Genomic DNA, 22,235 nt, shown 5'->3' with positions numbered 1-22,235 from the left:
CAATATACAGACCTGTCTATATAATTGAAGTTGTGAGCGACCTTAGGCGGCTATTCTTGTCAGCTGTTTTTGGTTCATAAGTACAGACCTGTCTACCTATGCAGTTGCGTAAAGGAGATCCTTGACTATGAAACTTAATAAACGAAATCTCCAAGAACAAAATGATCATATTTACGATGCAGTTGTTGTAGGAGGCGGAGCCGGTGGTCTCTCTGCAGGGATCTATCTGCAACGCTATCTTCTCAATACCCTGATTATTGATAAGGGCAAAGCTCGCTCATTGTGGATGCAGGAATTACACAACTATCTAGGTCTGCCTCCGGATACGCCAGGACGGGAACTGCTTAAGCAAGGGAAAGAGCATTATCTTTCTCTGAATGGCGACTGGCTGAATGCTTTTGTAGAAGACGTGACCGACGCAGGCGACTATTTTATTGTGCGTGTCAAAATTGGCCGTAGCAACAGTGTCTATCACAGCTTTAAGACCCGCTATTTAGTTGCTGCCAGCGGTGTAATTGATCATCTGCCCCAGCTTGAAAATATGCAAAATGTCTTTGATTATGCTGGCTACAATCTGCATGTGTGTCTGATTTGTGATGGCTATGAAGTTGTTGATCAGCGTGTGGGTATTTTTGGTGCCAGCGAAGCCAGCCTGGGGGTTGCCGAACCGTTAAGCTGGTTTACTCGCGATATTGTTCTATTGACCAATGGACAGTTTGAGGTCAGTCCAGAACGTAAAAAGTCTCTAGCTGACCAAGGCTTTGAATTAGTTGAAACGCCCATTAAGCAATTCCTCGGTGAAAACCATCAGATGACTGGTGTGGAGCTAGAAAATGGCTCCACAGTTCAGCTGCAAGCTGGGCTAGTTTCCATGGGCTCTCGCTACCACAGCGATTACTTAAGCGGTATTGACCTGGACTATAAAGGCGGCAACCTGATTACGGATGATATGTTGCGCACATCTCACCCACGTATCTTTGCCATTGGTGATCTCAAAGTCGGTATGAATCAGGTGATTGTGGCCGCCTCTGATGGCGCAAAGGCAGCTACCCAAATTTGGCGAGACATTCGCCGGGTAGAAGGTAGCCGACGTGCTGGGAAAGCAATTGCCGCCTAACAAATTTGTTGTTGCTGAGGATCGGCAACAACAAAAATCTCTTTTACCACCTCTATGTCTTTTCAGAATCATGCTCCCTATTACTATTGAACGTATCCTCCATGCCATAGCCCTTACTAGTCTGGTATCTTCATTTGCCCCCGTTGCCGTCGCTCAACCGTCTACTAACTTGGTAGATGCTGTACCTGAAGAGATCGCCTTAGATCTGAGATCGCCTGACGTACGCAACGGAACTTATCTCTTTAGTAGTGACCCACAGCCAACGTCATCCGATAGCCTTGCTGACAGCTCTGAATCTGTAACTGTTGAATATATGGTGTTACAGCTAGAAGAGAATCAAGTAGTCGGTGGATTCTATCAGCCACTATCAGAATATAGCTGTTTTACAGGAACTGTTCATGGAGAGAGTCTGGATTTGTGGGTGTCTCCTCCTGGTACCACAGAGGTTTATCCCTACAGCATTTTGACCCAGCTACAGCCTACCATAGCGGGGCATCCAGAGGCGACTGGCCTAGCCCCCTATGAACTAGAACTCAGAGATGCCCATCGTCTTAGCACGCTGGATCAGGTGAGCCAAAATGTTCTTAATGCTTGTCTGATTGAGCTGAGCGTTCGTTAACCTAGAAAAGGATAGTCGGGTCCCAAAGGCGTAACCCAGTTGCAGGAGGGGTCACCGAAGATTTAACGCGACAAATATCAGAGCATCACAACGATAACCTACAATGAATAGGTTTATGATCATGTTGCTAGAGCTGCCATGGGTTATTTTCGTTCTGCCATTGATGCGATGACGGGGTATGTACCTGGTGAACAGCCCGCACCAGGTACCAGGGTAATCAAACTCAACACCAATGAGAATCCTTATCCTCCTTCACCTCAGGTGGCAGTAGCGTTAAAAAATATCAATCTTGATCAGCTCAGACGCTATCCTGAGCCATCTGCCAGAGAGTTTCGTCAGGCAATTAGCGAGGTATTTCAGATACCTGCGGATTGGGTGATTGTGGGTAATGGCAGTGACGACATTTTGAATCTTTTGGTACGGGCCTGTGCTGAAGGGGATAATCGTAAAGTTGTCTATCCCATACCCACCTATGTGCTTTACAAGACACTGTCTGCAATACAAACCGCCGATATCGTTGAGATTCCCTATCCTCAGAATTTTCAGTTACCTATCGAGGCGCTAATTGCAGCAAACGGTGCACTCACATTTGTTGCCTCTCCCAATAGCCCCTCCGGTCACATGGTGTCCTTGGATGATTTACGGGCTCTGGCTCAAAATGTGTCAGGTGTGGTTGTGATTGATGAAGCCTACGTGGATTTTGCTGAATTCTCAGCCCTACCATTGGTGCAGGAATTTGAGAATGTTATTGTCTTACGAACACTGTCCAAAGGCTATGCTCTGGCTGGGTTGCGGGTGGGTTTTGGCATTACCAATCCGACGTTATTAGCAGGGCTGTTGAAGGTGAAGGATAGCTATAACGTGGATGCGATCGCAATCACCTTAGGCGCAGCCGCCATCCGTGATCAAAATTATAAAAATGCCCGTGCCAGTCAAATTAAAGCCTCCCGGTCTAAGCTATCCATCGATTTAAAGCGTTTAGGATTTTCAGTCCCTGAATCCCATGGCAATTTTATCCTGGCCACACCCAACAGCCACCCTGCAGAGTCGCTGTATCTAGCTCTAAAAGAGCAAGGAATTCTTGTCCGTTATTTTAAGCAACCTGGCTTGGAGGATAAACTACGCATCTCCATCGGGACTGAGGAAGAAAACAAAACACTCATAGAAGCATTAGCTAGCTTGATTCAAAACAACCCATAAAAATTTCTCTATTGAGTTAAATATAGGGAAAGGTCAACCAATTTCGGTGTAACGTTGCGCCGAAATTGGCTTACATACTATCTGATATGTGCTTAAACCAGATATTTGATTAAGTAATGTCTCATTTACTGAAAAAAGATAACATGTTCAGAAAGGTCCGTCGGTAATTTCTGTTCTCGCATATGATTAATCTAATAACTTAAGTTAGTGATTTTGCGAAAAGTCGTTTCGCTTTTTCTAAATCAAGTAGTACGAATCTATTTGATAGCGGTGTGTAGCGGGCACTGACATGAAGAGTCCCGCGTGTAAACTTCTGCTCTAACTGTAGTATGCTTGCCATAGGGCTACTGTATTCCTTCTTCTGGTCTGGTTGGAGACAGAGGGTATGACCCAGGAGGACATATGATCATTTTTCACAATGCTTTGTTTAGGCGTTATTCCCTGGCTTACATTTGTTGAAGATAAAGTTGTTCTAGCGAGCTATTACAGCTTTACAGAGAATTAGCGCTCTATAGAATTCCATAGGCGGTCCCTGACAAGGATCAGAGAAATTTTGGTCTGAGACTTCTGTCTGAGCGCGATCTAAGCTGGCGATCTCGGTGAGGTGATCGTTAAACTCTCCTGTTTAGCCTTGGTTTTAAGCACCATGGTGCCAGCTTTTGTTGGTTTCTATTTTAGAGAATATGGTTGAAACATCACTCTCAGTAGAAAACTGGGTGGCTGTTAGCCAAATGTTTGGGTTGACCGATTTAGTTGATGAGGTGAATGGATCAACAACATCGACTTCAACACCAGTTTTACTATCTTCTTTTCTCCACCATGGCCAGTTAACAGTTGTAGCTAGTGACAACCAAGGTACATTATTTACTAATCCCACGGACCTCAGCGCCAGGATAACCTTTATCCCTGATGTCAATGGACGATGGTTTATTGAGCGTCCACGCCCGATAGATCAAGCAGAATCAGAAATATTGGAACTTGATTCCCAAGGCAGTGAAGAGTGGGCCAATGTAGCAACTGTTGACTCTTATCGTCCTTTAGGTGCAATCCTCTTTAGGCGAGAAAGCTGGGATGACAATACATATAAAAAGGTTGGAACACAGATAACAAAAGGACTAGATCCTGGAGAAAACATCTACTTAGTCTGTAATTTCTATCGTGAAGGCTATGAGGTGCCGGGGAACGTCAATCTCGCTACCAATTTGTATTCTTCGAACAGCGATAGTATAACCGTTTGGTGGTTCCTTGAGGTTGATCAGGAGGAACCTACTCGAGGTGAATTTACAGTCAAAGCTACCTCGGGACGTCTATTTACCAATAACTTTGATCGCACATTAACATTTTATTTTGTGGCTGAGGGAACATGGCAAATTTTCCCAACCGGTCAGCTAATTGAATATATCGGTTATACCGCTATGTATACAGAGGCAGCCGCTACATACCTTCTACCTGGGGCACCCGCTGGCTGCGTACTGGTGGGACGAGGAGAAACAATAAAAGTAGAGACTGGTGATTCTGGGTTAGACGGAGATGATTTAGTCCCCCTTAACGATCAAAGAAGTTGGTCGTTAGACCCAGGGGAAACAATTCTTTTCGTGGCCAATGGCGATCTTTCGCATGCTACAAAACATGAGGATGGGCAAGATGGAGATATTGATTGGACGTTTGAGAAGCATTCTGGTGAGATTGCAGTTAAGTGGACTGTAGTGGAGGTGAGCTAACCACAGAGTACCATTTTGAGCTCGATAACATATTGTCATCTGATGATTAACTGAGCGGTATAAAAAACGCTGCTGGCACCGATGATTGATTTTTTATGAAACCCCATATCCTAGTCACCTTAACAAAAGACGTTGCCCCTGGTCAGATTCCCTATTGGGAGGATGTTGCCCAGCATAAAGCAAAGGCTCCTACTCAGCTCACGCCAGCTGTGGATCAGGTGGCGAAGAAATATGGTCATTCGTTTCAGGTGACGCGGGAGTATAGGTCTGCTAAACCTAATGGTTGGGATCAACATGAACAAGAGAGCAAATTTGATCGCACATATCGTCTGATTTTGCAGCAGAATACAGAAATTCCCGCCGCATTAATTCAGGATATTACGGTTATTCCTAACGTCGAAGCTGTCAACTCCGGTAAGGTGGCGACAGCCGAGCTGCCGGTGATTGCTAAGGGATTGAGTTTTGATACAGATATGCGATCGCGCCAAGCCATCTACCTACCAGAGGCCCATGACTACAGCCAGGGCGATTCCAAAATTACAGTGGCGGTGTTAGATACCGGCATCGATCTTGATCATCCCGAGTTAAAAGAGGTGTTGCTTCCCGGCTATGACTTTGTCGATATTCTCGATGGATCTGGAAAGTTTCTCGGAGACTATTTGGACTATGATGAGGACCCGGAAGACGAGGTGGGTCATGGCACCCATGTCGCTGGAATCATTGCTGGCCAGGGCTTAAAAATGCCGTTAGGAGTGGTGCCCAAGTGCAAGATTTTGCCTGTGCGGGTGTTGGGAGCGATGAAACGTGGCTCTAAAAAGGTCGGCGCAGGTTTGGTGGATAACATCAATTCAGGCATTAAGTGGGCCATTGACCACGGTGCAAATGTGATCAATATGAGTCTTGGCATTGAGCACACAGACGGTGGGCTACCCCATGAAGAAGTAGTGAACTATGCTCGCCGTAAAGGCGTTTCAATTGTTGCCGCGTCTGGCAATGATGGCCAGGAACACCTTTATTATCCAGGGGCACTCCCCCATGTGATTGCGGTGGGAGCCTTGGATGAGTCAGGGGAAATCACGTCGTTTTCCACCTATGGCAAACAGGTTGATTTTGCCGCTCCTGGCACAGATATTTATAGCACTTACATCGGTAATGACTATGGTTTTTCCACGGGAACATCCCATGCTTCACCCTTTGTTGCCGGAGCGATCGCCTTGCTCAAGTCCTATGCTCGACAAAAATACAAGACTAACTTATCTGATCGGCAAGTGAAATATTTGCTCAAGCATACCGCCGACAAACTGGATAAACGGTTTAAACATCCCAAGGCAGGCTTTGGCAAGCTTAACTTATTAGATGCCCTGCGACTATTGGACTACAAGCTTGCCTGATAATACAAGGTTGCTCACGAAGACGCATGTAGTCTTAGGTGAACATGATTATTTTATCTCCAGTTGACTTTGAGATCACTGGTAACTATCCTCAAGCCCACTTCATCGGAGAATAATTTAATGTCAACAACAACGGTCGACCTTAATCTAGTTGTTTACGCAACTCCGGAAGAAATTCAAGCCGATAAGGCTTCTCTTGAAACAGACAACTACACTGCAAAGCTGGAAAATACTGCATATGCTCTGCTCAATGTGATTGAGGCTCTCAAAGACTATCTTCCAGATATTGAGGTATATAACGGTGTTTATCTTCCAGTTACAGTAGCATCAGCTGCCCTGGCAGAGCTTGCGAGGGTAGGAGAGACGTTGAGTCTAGCATCGTCATCAGCAAGTAGTTTTATTACAGAAATACAAGAGTCAGCCGAGTCAGCAGCCTCTTTCGATCCAGGTTCAACCGCAGCAACAGAGGCTCAAACATTACTAAGTAACGCTCAGACGATACAAACAACACTAGAAGAAAGTATCTCAAGCTTTAATGAAGATTCAGGTGAGATAGTTGAGAGTGGTAATTTCATAAAGTCTGTGCCTGCAAATATTCCAAAAATAAAAGAAGTAGCCTTGCTGTATATTTCGCAGCCTACTAAAAGCCCAGCCACCAACAATGATCCTTTAGAAGTAGCCACAGCTACACTAAAAAGTGCCATTCAAGAACAGGTTACTGACGTTTTAAGTGGTCTGGAAGCGAAAGTATTAGAGGCAGCAGCCTTAGCAGCTGCAGCAGCGGCTGCATATGATAATTGGGACACCCTAAGTGACCTATTTGGGATTGAGAGTGCTGAGGGGGAGAGTCCTACTGATGGGGAAAGCACCGATCTAGCTCTGAGTGAAGTGGATAATTGGCTGGTTGTTCAACAACAGTTTGGTCTCTCAGACTTACTCGTCGGCTAGGCTACAGTCGTTAGTAGGCTTAGAGTTTGAAGCACTAAGGTTTATTTGATGACAGTTTTTGCCTTGAGAAATTGAAATTTCTGACTTTATCAGTTTTTTATTGATTTATTGCGGGAAATTACCATGGTTCTTACCTACGCTAACGGTTCTACCACCTACACGGAATACACCGCTGAGTTGGTACTACAAATCAATCCACCAAGCGTCACCTTAGATTCCTATGCTGAAACAGCCTTAAGTAATACAGAAACCTATTTCATCAATCAGGCAGGAGATGACGATCCTAGAGATTACATAACCAGCGAGGGTTTGTTAAGTAGAGTTAATACCCTGACTGAAAAGCTAAATGGCTCTGGATTAGACAATATTCCAAAATTATTACTTTCCAGACCAATCATTTATGCCACCTTGATTAAGGCTGCCCGCGAAGACGAGAGCGTATCAGATGATGATCTTGAAGGGTTATATAGCTCGGTACTGCGAAATGTAAACAATATTCCCAAGCGCTATTTCCTAGCCCAGATGCTTACCCTGGTGCTCAACGATAGGCGCATTCGGCTAAAGTCCACTGATAAGCGTTGGGAACAATTAGACGACCTCACGCTGTCCCAGGGGCTGCCCATCACCATTGGCCAGGTGGAGCCTGCCGTTACCGACCTGCTTTCCACTCTTTACACTGAAGGGAATATTCCTTACTATGTAGCCCAGTTTGCTGAAAGAGACGACAATCCAATCTCTCCCTATTCCTTTACGGCCTCGCTTCAGCAGGGAATGACCGATTATTTGGTCAAGCTGGGTATTGAGATTGATGATGACACCTTTACGGCTGGCGGCTACGATCAGTACTTCCTGATGGCCTACAATGAGGCCCTCAAAACCAGTACGGTTGCTGAAGACCCCATTGATGCTGCACGGGTTAAAGGTGGAGAGACTACTTGGGATTTCTCTGTCGACACCTTTGAGAGTATCGAAGAACAAGGGGTAAGCTCGGACAATATTTTGGCGGCGGGCGCGCTGGACTACATCTACTGTATTGGGGAACGCATGCATGTGTTTGATGTGGCCAATGCACTGGTATTACGCTGGGCTAGCGGTATGCTGGATGTACCTGAGGGGACGACAGCTGCTGCACTTTATCGCTACCACAAACTCCGTAGCGAACGCTCCACACCTCAAGAGCGAGCCATGCTGTATCGCCGAGTCCTGAATCGAGGTGCTGGTCGCCTGCTCTCGAATATGGTTCCCAATGAAGATTTTCCCCGGCTATGGCACCAGCTGATGTCTGAGGTGGCTGAGTACATTCGCAAGGCGGAGGGCAGCTACTCAGCAGATGGTTGGGTCTCCCGAGCCCCCATTTACCAGGCGACGAAGAACCTGCAATATAACCTGAGTGAAAACATGACTGGGATGTCTCACCTACAGGTAACTGAAGATTATGCCCACTTGCAAGAGGCGCTAGATATCATCAAGTCTGAGGATGTGGTGATCTCCTACGGTGGTCGCCGTCAGAGTATTTGGACGGTGATTGAGCAGATTGCCAAAGAAGATTTGGGAATTATGGTCTCCAGTGCTCCCATTCGTACCGCTGCAGTGGAGGGCAACAAGGTTTTTCAGTGGATTGCCACCTTTAATGAAGGTTCGGTTCAAGACAGTATTTTCCAGAATTTCCTCTCTTCGGCAGAGGCTTGGATTATTGCCCAGGCCGCCATGGAAGAAGACGATGACTCCTTTGGGCAGGACGATGACGATATGGACGACGATATCGACATGGATGAGGATGACGATTTTGATGATTGGAATTAGGTAACGAGTGACAAGTAACGAATAACGAATAACAAGTAACAAGTAACAAGTAATAAGTAACAAGGACAGGAACAAGTTACAGGTTACTCGTTATGAGTCAAACGGGGTCCATTTAACAGTTCTATTTGGCGTAGAGAGGCTAAAGTGCCATGTCACAATTGATGTATGACGAAAATATTCAGACAGAAGCGCGGGCGCGGGCGCGATCGCTACTGTCCCAATCCCAATCATTCCGGAATATGGATCGCAATGAACAGGCGGCCATGTATAAGGACGTAGTCATGGCTCAGTGTAAAGAATTGGCCGATGAAGACGGTGGTCAATTAGCAACTCAAAAAGGATTGTCAACGGGCTTGGCTGCCAGTGATCAAATCGATGACAAACGCCATCTCAATGAGCGAATTGGCCCAGAAACGGGAGAGATGGCTGCTGACTTTATCAGTGATGTCGATTTTCCTCAATTTGTCGAAGACTTGCTCACGGGTGTTTTTGACGCGAACTTAAACGTCACCGTAACGCAGATGCAGGAATATCAGAGCCTGTTAAAATCTGCGACCAAATCTCTCAGCAGCTTTGTCAAAAATGTCAGTGATGAAGATGCCTTTGCCCACATGGCAGATAGTATGGGCGATCAATTTAGTTTTATTGAAGATGAGCAGGGGCAACCGGCCCTCGGTAATGCCAGTGGACAACAGCTAGATATTGGCGATAACGAAGTTAGAGCCAGAATTATGGACGCTAAACTGGCACTGGCTCAAGAACAACGAGCCCTGCTGCGAGAAACTATTTTGATGGGTATTTCTCGATTAGTGGTCGAACGCGGTACGGTCAAAGCAGCCGTTGTCTTTGATGTTAAAGCAACTGAAAAGATTAGTAAATCTGACAAGGCTGCCGATTCGTCTACCACCAAATCTGGTGGCACCCGTGGAGGCGGCCTGTTTGGGTTCTTGGGCAGACGTAGTTCCAGCACGAACAAGCGCAGCAAGATTAGCGTGTCTTCTGCCAAGAGTACCGCAACTACTGATTTAGCTACGCAAATTACCGGTTCGGTCGAGCTTGTTTTTAAATCTGATTACTTTAAGTTAGACAACTTTGCCTCGATGTACGGTAGGGAAGCACCAAAACCCCAAAAGCAGGCCCAACCAGGAGGACAACCGGGGCAGTATTTGCCGGGGCAGTAGCTGATGTTTCGTTTCTAGACTCTCTCTTGGTTTTAATGACATCGGGTAAGCACAATGGCTCTGGCAATCTTAAGGTGGCAAGACACGGACGACGACTATACCCACGTCGATATTGATATCGGAATTACCAATCGATATTACCGATATCAGATTGGCGATGAAGCGATCCGTCGTTTTAATGGCCTCAAGCAGTTAGAAGATCCAACCTTTATCTCGCCCCTAATGGGGCCGCTGCCAGAGGAAAGTTTGGGTCGTAAGACATTGGAAATTCCAAATGAGCAGTTTGATCGCAAACATCGTTATCTTCAACTCTTTAGTTTTCGCACGGCTCAGCTAGAAGGCCCCGCTCTTTCTGAAATTGTTCAGATCCCCGCTTTCGGTTTGCAACGTGAGCAGGATGATTCCCACAACGCTGTCTCCCTAAGTTTGGAGGACTCTATGCCATCACAAACCATCGAACAGCCTCCGGTTGAGGTGGTCGCTTTTTCCTATAAAGAAGCCTCTCCGGTGAGTACGGCCATGGCCTTCAAAGGCTTATCATCCGTCATTGGTGGCCTTAAAAAATTTGCTCCCCTGGCAAAAAAAGCTACGGCTGTTGTCACCAGTCCCCAGGCTCAGAACGCCCTGAAACAGGCAGGTACGTTTCTCAAGAACCCTCAAAATCAGCAAATGCTGATGAATGCAGGCACGTCACTCCTGTCAAAAACTGGGCTCACAGGACAGCAGCCCATGAATAACCAGGCGATGATGCAGCTCTTGATGAATTTTCTCAATCAGAGCGGTATGGCGGGTACGCCCCAGATGGGCATGATGCCAGGGGCAGGTACCATGACTGCTATGACAGGAGCCAATCTAATGGGGGCTCAACAAAATCCAATGCTGGCGGCAGGAATGTTTCCAACCCAGCAAATGGGCTCTCAACTGCCCAACTCCTCGGCAGTGAATACAGCGATGTTGGCGCAACAACAGTTGCAGAAAAATCAGCTGCAACGATTCCCCACAGGGACTGCCAATCGCACTACTAACTTGAGTCGAGCCCGATCTTTTTCAACAGCCGCATCCGTCCCCTACAGTGATCAAATGGCCCTGCCAGCCTTGGCAGCCCTGCCGTCACTATTAGGAGGATTAGGTGGCGCGGGGGCAACGGGCGGAGCTTCGGCCCTGATGGGAGGTGCCAACATGAGCGGTTTGGTAACGTCCCTAATGCCTTTATTGCAGCAGGTCTTAACTCCTGAAACGGTGCAGATGATGATGCAAAACATATCCCCCACCAAGATGTTGGGGGCGGTCACCGACAGCGTCACCCAGGTAGCCAAAGTCAGTCTGGAAGATAAAAAACAAGATCAGCAGCACATTGAGAAATTAATCGCGAATGCAGACGATACTGCCATGGAAAAGTGGGCCTATGGAGCAGCGGTGGTCAATGCCCTAGCTTGGTCACCTGAAGTTGTTGACTATCGGCGGGTGGGTCGGGTGCGGCTGGACTTTACGGATGTTACACCCCTGATGCTCCACGGGCGTTCTCGGGTGCTCTACCATCAGGATCAAGACATTGCTTTTCCCCTTAAGTTAGAAACACCCCGCCCGATCCGTAAGGGAATTCTCCAGATCCTGGTGAAGGATCCAGAGAGTCTGGAGATTTTGCTTGAGAAGAAGTACAAAGTTGACGATCTCACCAGTGGGCCGTTGGATGTGGTGCCCACCTTAAGGCGAGACCAGCTGGAACTGCTGGAACCCAACGAGGATTATTTAGTGACGGTGGTGCTGGCCTGGAAGGGGCGATCGCGACGAAACCCCAGCCCACGCCGCAAGAAACCCATGGGCACCAGCATGACCCAGATGATCACCCTGATGCGAGACTATTGCTTTGATCGCATTGAAGGTCAGTCGGAAACCGTTGCCCTCAATGATGTGGATCGCTATCGGTCTTACTGGCACAAGGTATGGCAGGGGCAACTCTCTAGTCGACGGCGTAGGTTGACCCTGGACTGTAAGTACTACTACACATTGGAACGCGATCGCACTGTCCTGGCCCGGATGGAAACCCTCTCCCGCATTCAACAGACCAGCGACACCCGTCAGGAAGGAAAACTCAAGGCTGGGATGATGCTCAACCCCGAGCGTTTGAACGAACTGCTCGGTCAAATCTCTGACCATGAGCCCCTCGAAGACGAACAGTTAAACGCCCTGTTTAATACCGACAACATCAGTCTGTTCAATGCCCTGGCCCGCACTGAGGTCAAATTTAAAGGACGCAAAGGCAGCACCATTGCCCTGTGGGTCTATCCAGAGTTAAAGATACAGCGGATTTTGCTAAAGCAAGCCTCAGAGATTGACAAAAACGGCCATGTCACCAAGCTAGTAGAAGCTCCCGTATATTTCCCCATGCCCGCCAAGGCCCACTTTATCGGAGTTAGCGATGATGACTAATGCAAATTCTTCTCCAGACGACCTCACTGGCCATGAACAGTTTGAGGAGCTGGATCCGTTGTTGCCCTTTGCCGATCTCGTTCATAGCCTGACGGACTACGAAAAACAGCGGGTAAACTCTGAGACAGGGCAGGTATTAACGGTGGAAGCAATTAAGGTGGATATGCCCATCGAGTTGCGGGTCACAGTGGATGATGCCGGTCAGGTCACCCTCAAGGGGGCGGCTCCCACCCAGCGGACGACAACAACAGTCTTGCCAGTGTTTCATCGTATGCAGCTGCGCATAGTTGAGGATCACGGGGAGGAGCGTCATGGCCAGTAGTGGAAACAAATCCTGGAATTTAGAATCTTTTCTTGACTCCTTGATCTTTGAGTTAGACAAGGCTCAAGACACCCTGTCGGTCAAAGGGTTAAACCGTCGGTTGACCTATATGGTGCAAGACATGAACCTAGAATTACAGTTGTTTCCAGAGTTTGATGGCGATAATGTGCGTTTTACCACCGCCAAACCCGGCGAAAAGGGGGCCTCTAAAATCTCTTTCCAGTTGGGGTCCATCAGCGATAGCCAAATTCGTGAAGTCACTCGGCCACCGATCCAACAGGGAGAAACCTCCATTGATGAGGTGGACCTGCCCGAAACTGAGCGCAAAGAGTTAAAAAAACTAGGGATTAAATCCACCGAAGATCTGCGTCGAACAGTCCAAGATCGCAATGTGGACCTGGGCAAAGTCACCGAAAAGAAACTCAACTACGGTAGCTTAGCCAACTTAATTAACAAAGCCCATCGTCAGGAAAAGCCCCCCAGTGTGGCCAAGGCCAGTCTCTCTAAATCCCAGGGTGACACGGTTTTAACCTTAGAAGGTAACAATCTAGCCAGTGCTCAGTCGTTGGATCAGTTTCCGGCAGCGGTGATCAACGATCAGCCGGTGGAGATTCTCTCAGCCAGTGATAAGCAGCTCAAGCTTAAAGTTAAGCAGCAGCATCTGCAAGGTCAGGGAGGGAATCAGCTGAAAGTGGCGTTGGATCCCTACGCAGTATTTACGATGAATTTAGAATCTCAGGTGAAACCACCATAGGGATGGAATTTGGGGGATCGGTTAGTGGCGATAGCGGTTAACCCACCCCGCCTTTTGGGAAGCCCCATTTTGCTATTTGGGATAACACTTCTCGATAGAGAAGCTCTATTGCTCCCAGGAGAGGGATTTAAACAGAGACCTTATTAAAATCTTGTTACTTAAATTTTGAACTTTGAATTTTCACTTTTGAATTCACCATGTCTGCCTACATGCCACCTAGCCACAATCGTCTGTTAGCCCTGGAGCAACACATTCGCCCCCAGCAGCCTCGGGTCAGGCCGTCGCGCCAGTCTCGCTTAAAACAGCCCCAGCCCCGGTACTATCGAGAGCTGACCACTCCTAACCCAGCATTGCAAACGCCCCGGCAGCCACAAACTCAGCAACCCGCCGGTCCCTATCGTCAGCTGGCGGCCCAGCTTGGTCAGCGTTACTATACTCCCTCCCAGACCCACACATCAAAATCCGACCTCCCCACCATTTCCACTCCCATTAGCCCAGCCATTGTCGAAACCTTTGAAGCAACTCCAACAACAGTTGCCCAAAAACATCGTCGCCAAACCCTCAACTCCCTACTGACATCTCCCCCTTGGGCTGAGGCTTCGACAGTGAGCTCAGCCGAATTACTTAAGCCCAAGGGCTCAGCCGAACCACGTCAGTCGAAGCATTCCCCTCGCTCACCCAAACCAAACCCGACTGCTCCCCTAGCCAGCTATAAGTCCCTTGCCACTAGTATCCGCCAGGCAAGACTAGGCCTCTCCAATGCCACTTCAGAGCCCACAACTCCGGTTGAACAGCCTCGCTCATCTGCAATGAATTGGGCTATTGACGAGGTTCTTACAACAGAAGCTGATGCCTCACCAGTAGCACTGAATAGTGTTGTGCAACAAGATGTTACGGAAGTAGAGAGTACACAACAGCCTATGACAAGGGAGACAATAGCATTAGAGGATAGTCTGCAAAATCCCGTCAGCGATTTGCCATTAGAGAATTACTCAGGGAGTGCTCCTGCCCATGGTCAGGATACCCAGTCGGATGTTCCGTCGATTGAGATCCAAGTAATCGAGATATTCTCTGATGGTCAAGATCAGTCTCCATGTGAGGCTATGTCACCAGAAGAGGCTTTATCTGAGGATGATATCCCAGCTTCGGCAGCTACGATTGACGTAGTGCCAGTAGTCACCGCAAACGATACCTTTAGTGAGGTTGCACCACCGTCATTCTCTCAACCAATCGCAGATGAGTCCATCACTGTTCCTGAGAATTCTCCTGATGTCCCTCAGCAGGCCCATGAGAAAAGTGTGACTGCTGTTACATCGGCCTCTAATGCGGCAGCAGGATTACGCAACAATATGTTGCTGTTGACCTATCAGCTGGCCTGTCCGCCACAACTAGTGAACTATATGGCCCAGCTAAAACACAAACGCCATAAAAGAAAACGTTCCACACAACCCCCACCAATCACATCACCATTTGCCTAAAAAGTATCTTAATCACCTAATTAAATCCCAACCTCTCACCCTTTTTACTTTTTACTTGTCCCTTTTTACTTGCCCTTAGTTACTGGTCCCATGAGAAATCGATTGCTGGAGTTAGAACGAAAAGTATATACCTCTCCAGGTAAACCGGGCAAACCACCAAGAAAACGTCGGGGTAAACGCCGACCAGGCTTGCCCAAACGAGGACCACGCCCCGTGGCAGTCCGGTGTCGTCGTCGAGTACGGGTGAGGGCACAATCATTTGACTGGGATGAACCCATCGAGCTGACCTACAACAGCGAGCGTGATTCCTATGTGGCCCAAGAACCCTATGCAGCCGCCCATGACTATGAGGACGAGGGCTATGACGAGGGTTATGAAGCCAGTGCCTTTGGCTTAGACGAGGTCGAAGCTTTTGAAGTAGAGTCCTTTGAGGTGGATAAGGATGACGAGTTGGACACACCCGCTGGGCAATCATTTTCTGCCATTGATCTCGATGAGGAAACATTGGCAGAAGATTTAGATTTTAGTGATCTGGATGCGGCACTAGAGCAAGAAACGCCAAGCAAGGCAATGAGTAATAGCGATTTTGCGGCGGATCTGCAGGCGATTATCACTGGTCAGAAAACCTATGATAAAGACCGTGGTGGCATGGTGAGCGCCAATCCAGATGAGCAACAGATGTCGATAGCAGCTGCGACAGATTCTACATCAGCTCTCCCTGACGACATCAGAGAGACAGCGGATAATCCCCACGATGTATTTTCTCAAATGGCTCAACACATGCCTCACAATCAGATGAACTCCACATCATTGCCCCTGGCAAGAAGTAAAGAGGACACATCTGACGATGAACAAAAACCTCATGATGTATTTGATCGCATGGGGCACAACATGAGTTATGCCAACTCATTTGATTTAGGCAGTATCTCCCTGGAGCAGCGCTTTGATGAATTTGATGACTTGTTAAACAAGGAGAAGACCATACAATCCACAGCTCAATCAGTTCTGATGGATGAGTTTGATGAATTGCTAGACAACGAGAAAAGAGCCCAATCCAGGGCTCAATCAGCTCAACTAGAGGAAGGGGCGAGTGCTCAGTCAGTCAGTGCGTCGTTAGCCTTAGATGAGGCCGCGTTAGAAGAGGATCTAGCACAGATGTATGGAGTGATGACGGAAGAGCGAGAACCTGAACTTCAAAAGACCACGCCTGAAATGCATAAGGCAATGCCTGAGCCGGATGAAACGACATCGAACGCAGAATATCAATCGAGGATAGCACAGGAAACTGTTTCAGAACTACCCGAAAAAACCTCGAATGGGGAAACGGAGGAAACGAAGTGAATATTTCCTGTTTCAAGTTTTTAGCCGCAATTGCACACTAGCTGAGCTAAGCAATTTGATTAACAAAATTAATCCAAGTACCCATATCCAAACGAGAAAAAATTATCATGACTGACCTCTTTGACTTAGAAAACACTGTTGCTAAAGCAAAGCAACAAGCATCCCCAAAAATTGCGGACTCACAGTCATATAATGGCGGTTCTTCCACACAGAATACTTCAGGCAATCGCTTACTGGCTGTGCAACAAGAGCTAGAAAGAACTCAACTGAGACAATCTCATTTCAAAGTCCACCAATCAGACAATATTTCTAGTCAGCTATCTTTACAAACAGGTCATGGAGAGATTAGCCGTTATAGTCCAGACAAAGGTGTAGGTGCAATCAAGCACAAAAGTCCAAAGAATGGCGAATTTATGGGCCTGAAAACAGTTAAGTTCAAAGATGATAATATATCTGGTGATAGGGAAAAGCTGATTAAAAAAGGCACACTAGTCAAATACAGAATTGAGACAACTAAGATCAAGTACGGAGATGCTAACGTTGTTGGTAAATCTCTCAAGATTGATACTGCCCAAATTGCTCAAAGGCTAGTGGGTAAGAATGGAATTATAATGTCACTTCCAGGCGATAGTAGCTCCGGTAAAATTAAGCAAACTAACGGTACTATAGTCAGCTTTAAATGGGAGAACCTTCTTAACGGTGGACAACTAAAAATAGAATACGACGACGCAAATACTCGACCTAATATCAGGAAATATACGCAGGTTAGCTATCGAGTTGATCCAGACTCCCCTAATAAAGTTGCTGGCAAAACTCTTGAGTTCCGCAATGCAATGGTACGCCTAAATGCTCTACCGATTTTACTTGAGAGGCAGACTCAATTAGAAAGATACCTGAGCCATACTCAAGGAGTTGGTTTCGAGTTGGAGTGTGCAGATTTTTATTTAAATGGCGTGAAAGGGGTTACGAATCATGACACGTATGGAGACCCCATAATCAGCACAACCCACTTCGCTTCAAAAATTGATGAAGGACTGTCTCTGGTTAACGCTGCAGATCGTTTACCTGTGATTCAGGTCGTGTTGGAAGAGAGAAAAGGTGGAGCCGATCCGCATATAGAAGTCGTCACTGCTCCTTTCCACGAGCGAGGCCTTTTAAGGCAACTCAAAAACTACATTAACAATACTGTTCTCGCAACAGCCAACGGCAACACTGCTGGAACTTGGGCAGCAGCCATACCCACACCAGGCCCACAAATTACAACCTTGTACCACGCTGGTGGCCCTGCTGTCCCCGGTGTTTCAAACCAGGTGAATCTAGCCTGGCAGCAAGACCCAGGCTATCCAGTGATGTTTAATAATCTGCGGTTAGCGAAGAAGAAAGCTGGAGCGCGGCTTATTCAGTGTAATGTGGATCTGTTTTTGGATCAATTTTATCTTGCACCAGCTTTCATCCGCTCCATGATTCATGGCAAGTCACATTTGAAATTCTATAATGCGGCCTGGCGAACGGTAGATGCCTGGAAGCATACCTATCAAAACTTGTTAAGACCCAATGATCCTCGCCATCATGTAGCTGGACTCCTCACCTATGCTTTATACCAAGCCTTTGCTGCACGAGCATACGGTGGCAATTCTAAAGAGTTTGTTCAACCGCTCATCAAGTGTGGCGTTGATGTCCTTGCCAGAGTGGGGTTAAATGCAGCTGAGCGAGGATTGCTTTTAGATATTGCTAACTTTGTGGTTAATGGCTATGATGCAGCTACATCAGCTGCAGGCGCTGCACCTGTGTTGGGAGCACTAGCAGCGCAAACAGCAAGGCGTAATGAGTTAATGACCCCGTTGAATAAGGAGCTTGAAGGAGCTTTCTCTGTGGACGAAGATGGCTTGGAAAAGGATGATTTAGAAGGGCCATTAGACGACGTCCGCTTTTCTTTCGCTACATGGTTTTTAGTCAAGCAGGAAGTTACAAAAATCATCTCCAACAATGTTGATCGAGGCAATGCAACTGACTTAGTCAGTTTATATCCGGGAGGCCCGACTAATGAACAGCTGAGAAATTCTGGGATAAACGATAACCAGGATCTTGACAACTGGATAGATGACATACAGATGACTGATTCAGGCGACAATCTCATTGATTTGTATGATTCTTCACGCAGAGTCAGGACATTAGGCGATAGTGTAGATTGGGATGGCGAAAGGAAGGGAGGTGCTACCACAGCTGGGAAGCATCTAAAGCCAAGATTGCATGTGGCTGCAAACAAAACAATAGTTGTGGTTGAGGTTAGAAAGAGCGAGGCGAAATTCAACAAGCGTATGTATCACAACTTGTAATCAAGATTAGCGCCTCCGTGGGAGTATCCGAATTTTTGTGTCAGTGCGGGCAGCTTGGCTGCGCATCCCCGTCTGATCGAATGCCACCCAGAGGGTCGGTATCAAAAATTGACTACTCTCCCCTTGGGGGGGTGCTAATCTGCGCAACTCAGCCTACTGGCTGTCTACCTCTATTAGTCAGGTAATGATGATGCCCCAGACACCTCACCCTTTTGGTCGAGCTTTGGATATCGATCCCTTAGACGATCTCGACGACCTCACTGAATCCGACTTAGACTCAGCCGATGAATCCAAGTCTCCCGTGTTGCTCAACGGTATGAAAATCCTCTTTGATAAAGCCGTTCCTGTTTCTCCTGTCAATTTGTTACCAAAAATATCACACAGACGCGATCGCACATAGGGTAGGCATTGTTATCTTCTTATTCCTTGAGGACGCGGAAGCTTTAGACGGATTGAAAGGCTTCCAAAAAGCCTGCGTGAACAATCCTATTGTATGCGTTTGTCATGGCTGATAGTGCCTGAGAGGCGGTAGAGTCTGGGTTATGTGCATTGAGTCCCTGTATATAACTGGCAAGCCATATAAGTCAAAATCAACCACAGGATGCAAAGGCCTAGTTTTTTGCATCGATACACCTTGCTGGTCCGTCCCATGCTATTCCTACAATAGGATGCCTTAAAAGAAAAAATGATAGTAAACCATGAAACCCTTAGCCTTATTTGGATTGCCCTGCCCTTATTTATAGGCTTCAGCATTTACCTGCTACCCAAATTAGATCGGGCTCTGGCCATTATCATTTCATTGGTTTCATTCGGCTATGGGTTCTGGCATGTGCTCAATCCGGACCCGGTAACGTTTCAACTATTAGATAACTTCGGCGTCAGCTTACTTATTGACGGTCTGAGCGGCTTCTTTATCCTTACCAATGCCGTCGTCACCACAGCGGTCATTCTCTACTGCTGGCAAAGTAACAAAGGCGCTTTCTTCTACACCCAAGCTATCATTTTGCACGGCAGCGTTAACGCCGTCTTTATTAGCGCAGATTTAATTAGCGTCTATGTTGCCCTAGAAGTCATCAGCATTGCCGGATTTTTGTTGATCGCCTACCCCCGCACTGACCGTTCCATTTGGGTAGGGCTGCGTTATCTATTTGTCAGTAATACGGCCATGCTGTTTTACTTGCTCGGGGCTGTGCTGGTCTATCAAACCAATAATTCCTTTGCCTTCACTGGGTTGGCAAACGCTTCAGCAGAGGCCATTGCCCTCATTTTTATCGGCCTTTTAACCAAAGGCGGCATCTTTGTTTCAGGGCTGTGGCTACCGCTCACCCACTCTGAATCGGAATCACCCATATCCGCTCTGCTGTCAGGCGTCGTGGTCAAAACCGGTGTCTTTCCCCTCGTCCGGTTTGCACTCATGTTGCCTGAGATTGACACTATCGTTCGTTTCTTTGGTGTGGCAACCGCGCTTTTAGGTGTGGGCTACGCTGTATTTTCGAAAGATACCAAGCGTATCCTGGCATTTCATACCGTTTCTCAGCTCGGGTTTATCTTGGCGGCACCAGCTGTAGGTGGCTTTTATGCCCTCACCCATGGCTTGGTAAAATCAGCCCTTTTCCTGATTACGGGCAAGTTGTCCAGTCGCGACATTAAGGTACTGAAGAAAAACCCCATCCCCACGTCTATATGGGTAGCGTTAGCCATCGCCAGTTTTTCCATCTCAGGTTTTCCCTTACTGGCAGGGTTTGGCGCTAAAGTACTGACTTCTAAGAATCTGGTGCCCTGGCAAGTGATCGGCATGAATATTGCAGCCTTAGGCACAGCCATCTCATTTGCCAAGTTTATCTTTTTGCCCCATGTTCATAATTCGGAAAAATCCGAAAATAGCCCCAATGCAGGTTTTTGGTCAGCCCTGGTAATATTGCTGGGCGGATTGGTGTTGGCAAATGGCCTTTATTATGAAGCTTACAGTTTGAAAAATGTTGTCAAACCCCTGATCACCATTGCAGCTGGTTGGCTAGCGTACTTGCTAATTTTTCAAAAGCTATCGATCAAATTTCCCCGTGTACCTGAGCAGTTTGACCATTTGATTGGGACCATGAGCCTGATGTTAACCTTCCTGTTTTGGATGGTGCTGGCATAAGTGTGGGCTGAATCTACTTCTGCGTAAACTCCCAAATGCCTTGCCAGTCGTCGGGAAGTCCCTGTTTTTGTAGCAGCTGCAACCGCTCTAGATAAAGCTGCACCGTCTTATCGGTGGGGTTCGCTTGGCAAACCTGTTCAAAACAGGCCTGGGCTTTGGCTAGCTGGCCCTGTTGATAAAAATTTAGAGCCTCTAAATATTGAGGTAGGGTTTTGAGCTTGTGGGCTCGCAGGGTCTTTTCTTCGGCATCCAGCACTTCGTAGACAGTGATGGGGGTGTGCCGACCTTTGACAATGGCACGATCAATCAGGCGCACTGGGTAGCGATCGCAATCCGTCAGCTTCCGCAGAACATCTTCTGAAACCAGCAACTGAACACCATAGTATTTGGTGAGTCCCTCCAGTCGGGCTGTGAGGTTCACATTGTCAGATAAGGCATCCCCCTGCATGCGATGGCTCTCACCCACAATGCCCACCATCATGCGCCCCACGTGAATACCCATGCCTACACTTAGGGGGATATGACCATGGGCCCGGCGATGTTGGTTATAGTCTCGCAATCGCTGGGCCTGGGCAATGCAGGCCTGCAGCGCATCATCCACCCCATCTGGGAAGACGGCCATTAAGCCATCGCCCATGTATTTCATAATCAGACCGTTGTGATTAGCAATTTCTGGGCTAACGTATCCCAAATAGGTATTGATAAAATTAAAGTTTTCCTGGGGTGTCATGGTCTCAGCCAGGGTAGTAAAGCCACGAATATCGGAAAACAAAATGGCCATTTCTTTGCTGACGTGATCCCCTAGCTGTAGATCAATCACGCTCTCTTTTTGTAAAAAATGCAACAGTTCCTGAGGAACAAAGCGACTGTACGCCTGCAATAGTTGTTCTAAATGTTGGTTAGTCTCCACCAATGTTTGTTCATGGTGTTTGACGGCTAACACTGTTTCTGTAAATACCTTGGCTAGATTACCTAGCTCATCATCACGCTGGGCAATTTTTTCTAAGTGTTGGGAGGTAAACACATTTTGTTGAACTGCTGCCGCTGCTGAGGTAACAATTTTCACCTGGTCAATGTAGCCCAGCATTTCCCGCTTTTGTTGATTGAGCGAATTTTCCAGCACGGTGGAATGTTCGGTCACAATATTCGCTAAGGCCTCTAAACTGTCACGTTCGCTCTGGACGAGCGCTAGTAAATCACGCAATCGCTTATTTTCTGCGGCAAGCTGTTGCAGCGATTGGCCGTCAAGGGCGTGATCATCAGAGTTAGAGGAAAGAACATTCATAGGGGAGAGCAGCACCTTTAGCCATGTTTACATGGATGCTAAAAAAATCCAGGAGTATTTACATAAGGACGACTCAGCCAAATGGCGGATTAGTCATGAATGCCAGATAATGGGGGTCGCAAAATACCTTATCGCACAGTGGAGCTACCTGGATCATTAGGGACCATGG

Annotated in this window: 17 protein-coding genes; 16 read left to right on the top strand and 1 reads right to left on the bottom strand. The window is 47.3% G+C overall.

Features of this window, described 5'->3' with window-relative positions:
* Positions 1 to 127 precede the first annotated feature (127 nt).
* The 16 genes from QGP82_RS12800 (at position 128) to QGP82_RS12725 (ending at position 20,781) form a co-directional block, all read left to right on the top strand.
* A complete protein-coding gene (locus QGP82_RS12800) occupies positions 128 to 1,117 on the top strand; it encodes an NAD(P)/FAD-dependent oxidoreductase (protein WP_499059466.1) in 990 nt (329 codons plus the stop codon).
* 70 nt (positions 1,118 to 1,187) lie between these two features.
* Positions 1,188 to 1,736 (top strand): hypothetical protein, encoded by a 549-nt coding sequence (locus QGP82_RS12795; RefSeq protein ID WP_163664364.1) that lies wholly within the window; start codon positions 1,188 to 1,190, stop codon positions 1,734 to 1,736.
* Positions 1,737 to 1,874: 138 nt separating this feature from the next.
* Positions 1,875 to 2,936: a histidinol-phosphate transaminase gene (gene hisC, locus QGP82_RS12790; protein WP_499059464.1), complete on the top strand. Its 1,062-nt coding sequence runs from the start codon at positions 1,875 to 1,877 to the stop codon at positions 2,934 to 2,936.
* 683 nt (positions 2,937 to 3,619) lie between these two features.
* Positions 3,620 to 4,657 (top strand): hypothetical protein, encoded by a 1,038-nt coding sequence (locus tag QGP82_RS12785; protein ID WP_163664369.1) that lies wholly within the window; start codon positions 3,620 to 3,622, stop codon positions 4,655 to 4,657.
* A gap of 95 nt (positions 4,658 to 4,752) precedes the next feature.
* Complete coding sequence (locus tag QGP82_RS12780) at positions 4,753 to 6,048, top strand: S8 family peptidase (protein ID WP_163664371.1); 1,296 nt, start codon at positions 4,753 to 4,755, stop codon at positions 6,046 to 6,048.
* A gap of 120 nt (positions 6,049 to 6,168) precedes the next feature.
* Positions 6,169 to 6,996 carry a hypothetical protein gene (locus QGP82_RS12775; RefSeq protein ID WP_163664373.1) on the top strand — a complete coding sequence of 276 codons (828 nt, stop codon included), beginning with the start codon at positions 6,169 to 6,171 and terminating at the stop codon, positions 6,994 to 6,996.
* 123 nt (positions 6,997 to 7,119) lie between these two features.
* Positions 7,120 to 8,799: a hypothetical protein gene (locus QGP82_RS12770; RefSeq protein ID WP_250564932.1), complete on the top strand. Its 1,680-nt coding sequence runs from the start codon at positions 7,120 to 7,122 to the stop codon at positions 8,797 to 8,799.
* Positions 8,800 to 8,948: 149 nt separating this feature from the next.
* On the top strand, positions 8,949 to 9,980 hold the full coding sequence (locus QGP82_RS12765) for a hypothetical protein (protein WP_499059462.1): 1,032 nt from the start codon (positions 8,949 to 8,951) through the stop codon (positions 9,978 to 9,980).
* A gap of 54 nt (positions 9,981 to 10,034) precedes the next feature.
* Complete coding sequence (locus tag QGP82_RS12760; RefSeq protein WP_499059460.1) at positions 10,035 to 12,410, top strand: hypothetical protein; 2,376 nt, start codon at positions 10,035 to 10,037, stop codon at positions 12,408 to 12,410.
* Positions 12,400 to 12,732 carry a hypothetical protein gene (locus tag QGP82_RS12755; protein ID WP_163697827.1) on the top strand — a complete coding sequence of 111 codons (333 nt, stop codon included), beginning with the start codon at positions 12,400 to 12,402 and terminating at the stop codon, positions 12,730 to 12,732. Before QGP82_RS12760 ends, QGP82_RS12755 begins: the two co-directional genes overlap by 11 nt.
* Entirely contained in the window at positions 12,722 to 13,486 is a 765-nt protein-coding gene (locus QGP82_RS12750) for a hypothetical protein (protein ID WP_499059458.1), read from the top strand. Before QGP82_RS12755 ends, QGP82_RS12750 begins: the two co-directional genes overlap by 11 nt.
* A gap of 197 nt (positions 13,487 to 13,683) precedes the next feature.
* Entirely contained in the window at positions 13,684 to 14,964 is a 1,281-nt protein-coding gene (locus QGP82_RS12745; RefSeq protein ID WP_499059456.1) for a hypothetical protein, read from the top strand.
* A gap of 90 nt (positions 14,965 to 15,054) precedes the next feature.
* A complete protein-coding gene (locus QGP82_RS12740) occupies positions 15,055 to 16,305 on the top strand; it encodes a hypothetical protein (RefSeq protein WP_499059454.1) in 1,251 nt (416 codons plus the stop codon).
* Positions 16,306 to 16,412: 107 nt separating this feature from the next.
* Positions 16,413 to 18,641, top strand: coding sequence for a hypothetical protein (locus tag QGP82_RS12735; RefSeq protein ID WP_499059452.1), 2,229 nt, complete (start codon positions 16,413 to 16,415; stop codon positions 18,639 to 18,641).
* Positions 18,642 to 18,825: 184 nt separating this feature from the next.
* Positions 18,826 to 19,041 (top strand): hypothetical protein, encoded by a 216-nt coding sequence (locus QGP82_RS12730; protein WP_036019430.1) that lies wholly within the window; start codon positions 18,826 to 18,828, stop codon positions 19,039 to 19,041.
* A gap of 285 nt (positions 19,042 to 19,326) precedes the next feature.
* On the top strand, positions 19,327 to 20,781 hold the full coding sequence (locus QGP82_RS12725; protein ID WP_163664389.1) for a cation:proton antiporter: 1,455 nt from the start codon (positions 19,327 to 19,329) through the stop codon (positions 20,779 to 20,781).
* Positions 20,782 to 20,794: 13 nt separating this feature from the next.
* Here the strand turns inward: QGP82_RS12725 and QGP82_RS12720 are convergent, their stop codons facing one another.
* Complete coding sequence (locus QGP82_RS12720; protein ID WP_499059450.1) at positions 20,795 to 22,066, bottom strand: adenylate/guanylate cyclase domain-containing protein; 1,272 nt, start codon at positions 22,064 to 22,066, stop codon at positions 20,795 to 20,797.
* Positions 22,067 to 22,235 lie beyond the last annotated feature (169 nt).

The sequence above is a fragment of the Leptothoe sp. LEGE 181152 genome, from assembly GCF_032906605.1.
GTDB classification, from domain to species: Bacteria; Cyanobacteriota; Cyanobacteriia; order Phormidesmidales; family Phormidesmidaceae; genus Leptothoe; species Leptothoe turfae.
This window is presented reverse-complemented; position numbering and strand designations above follow the sequence as displayed.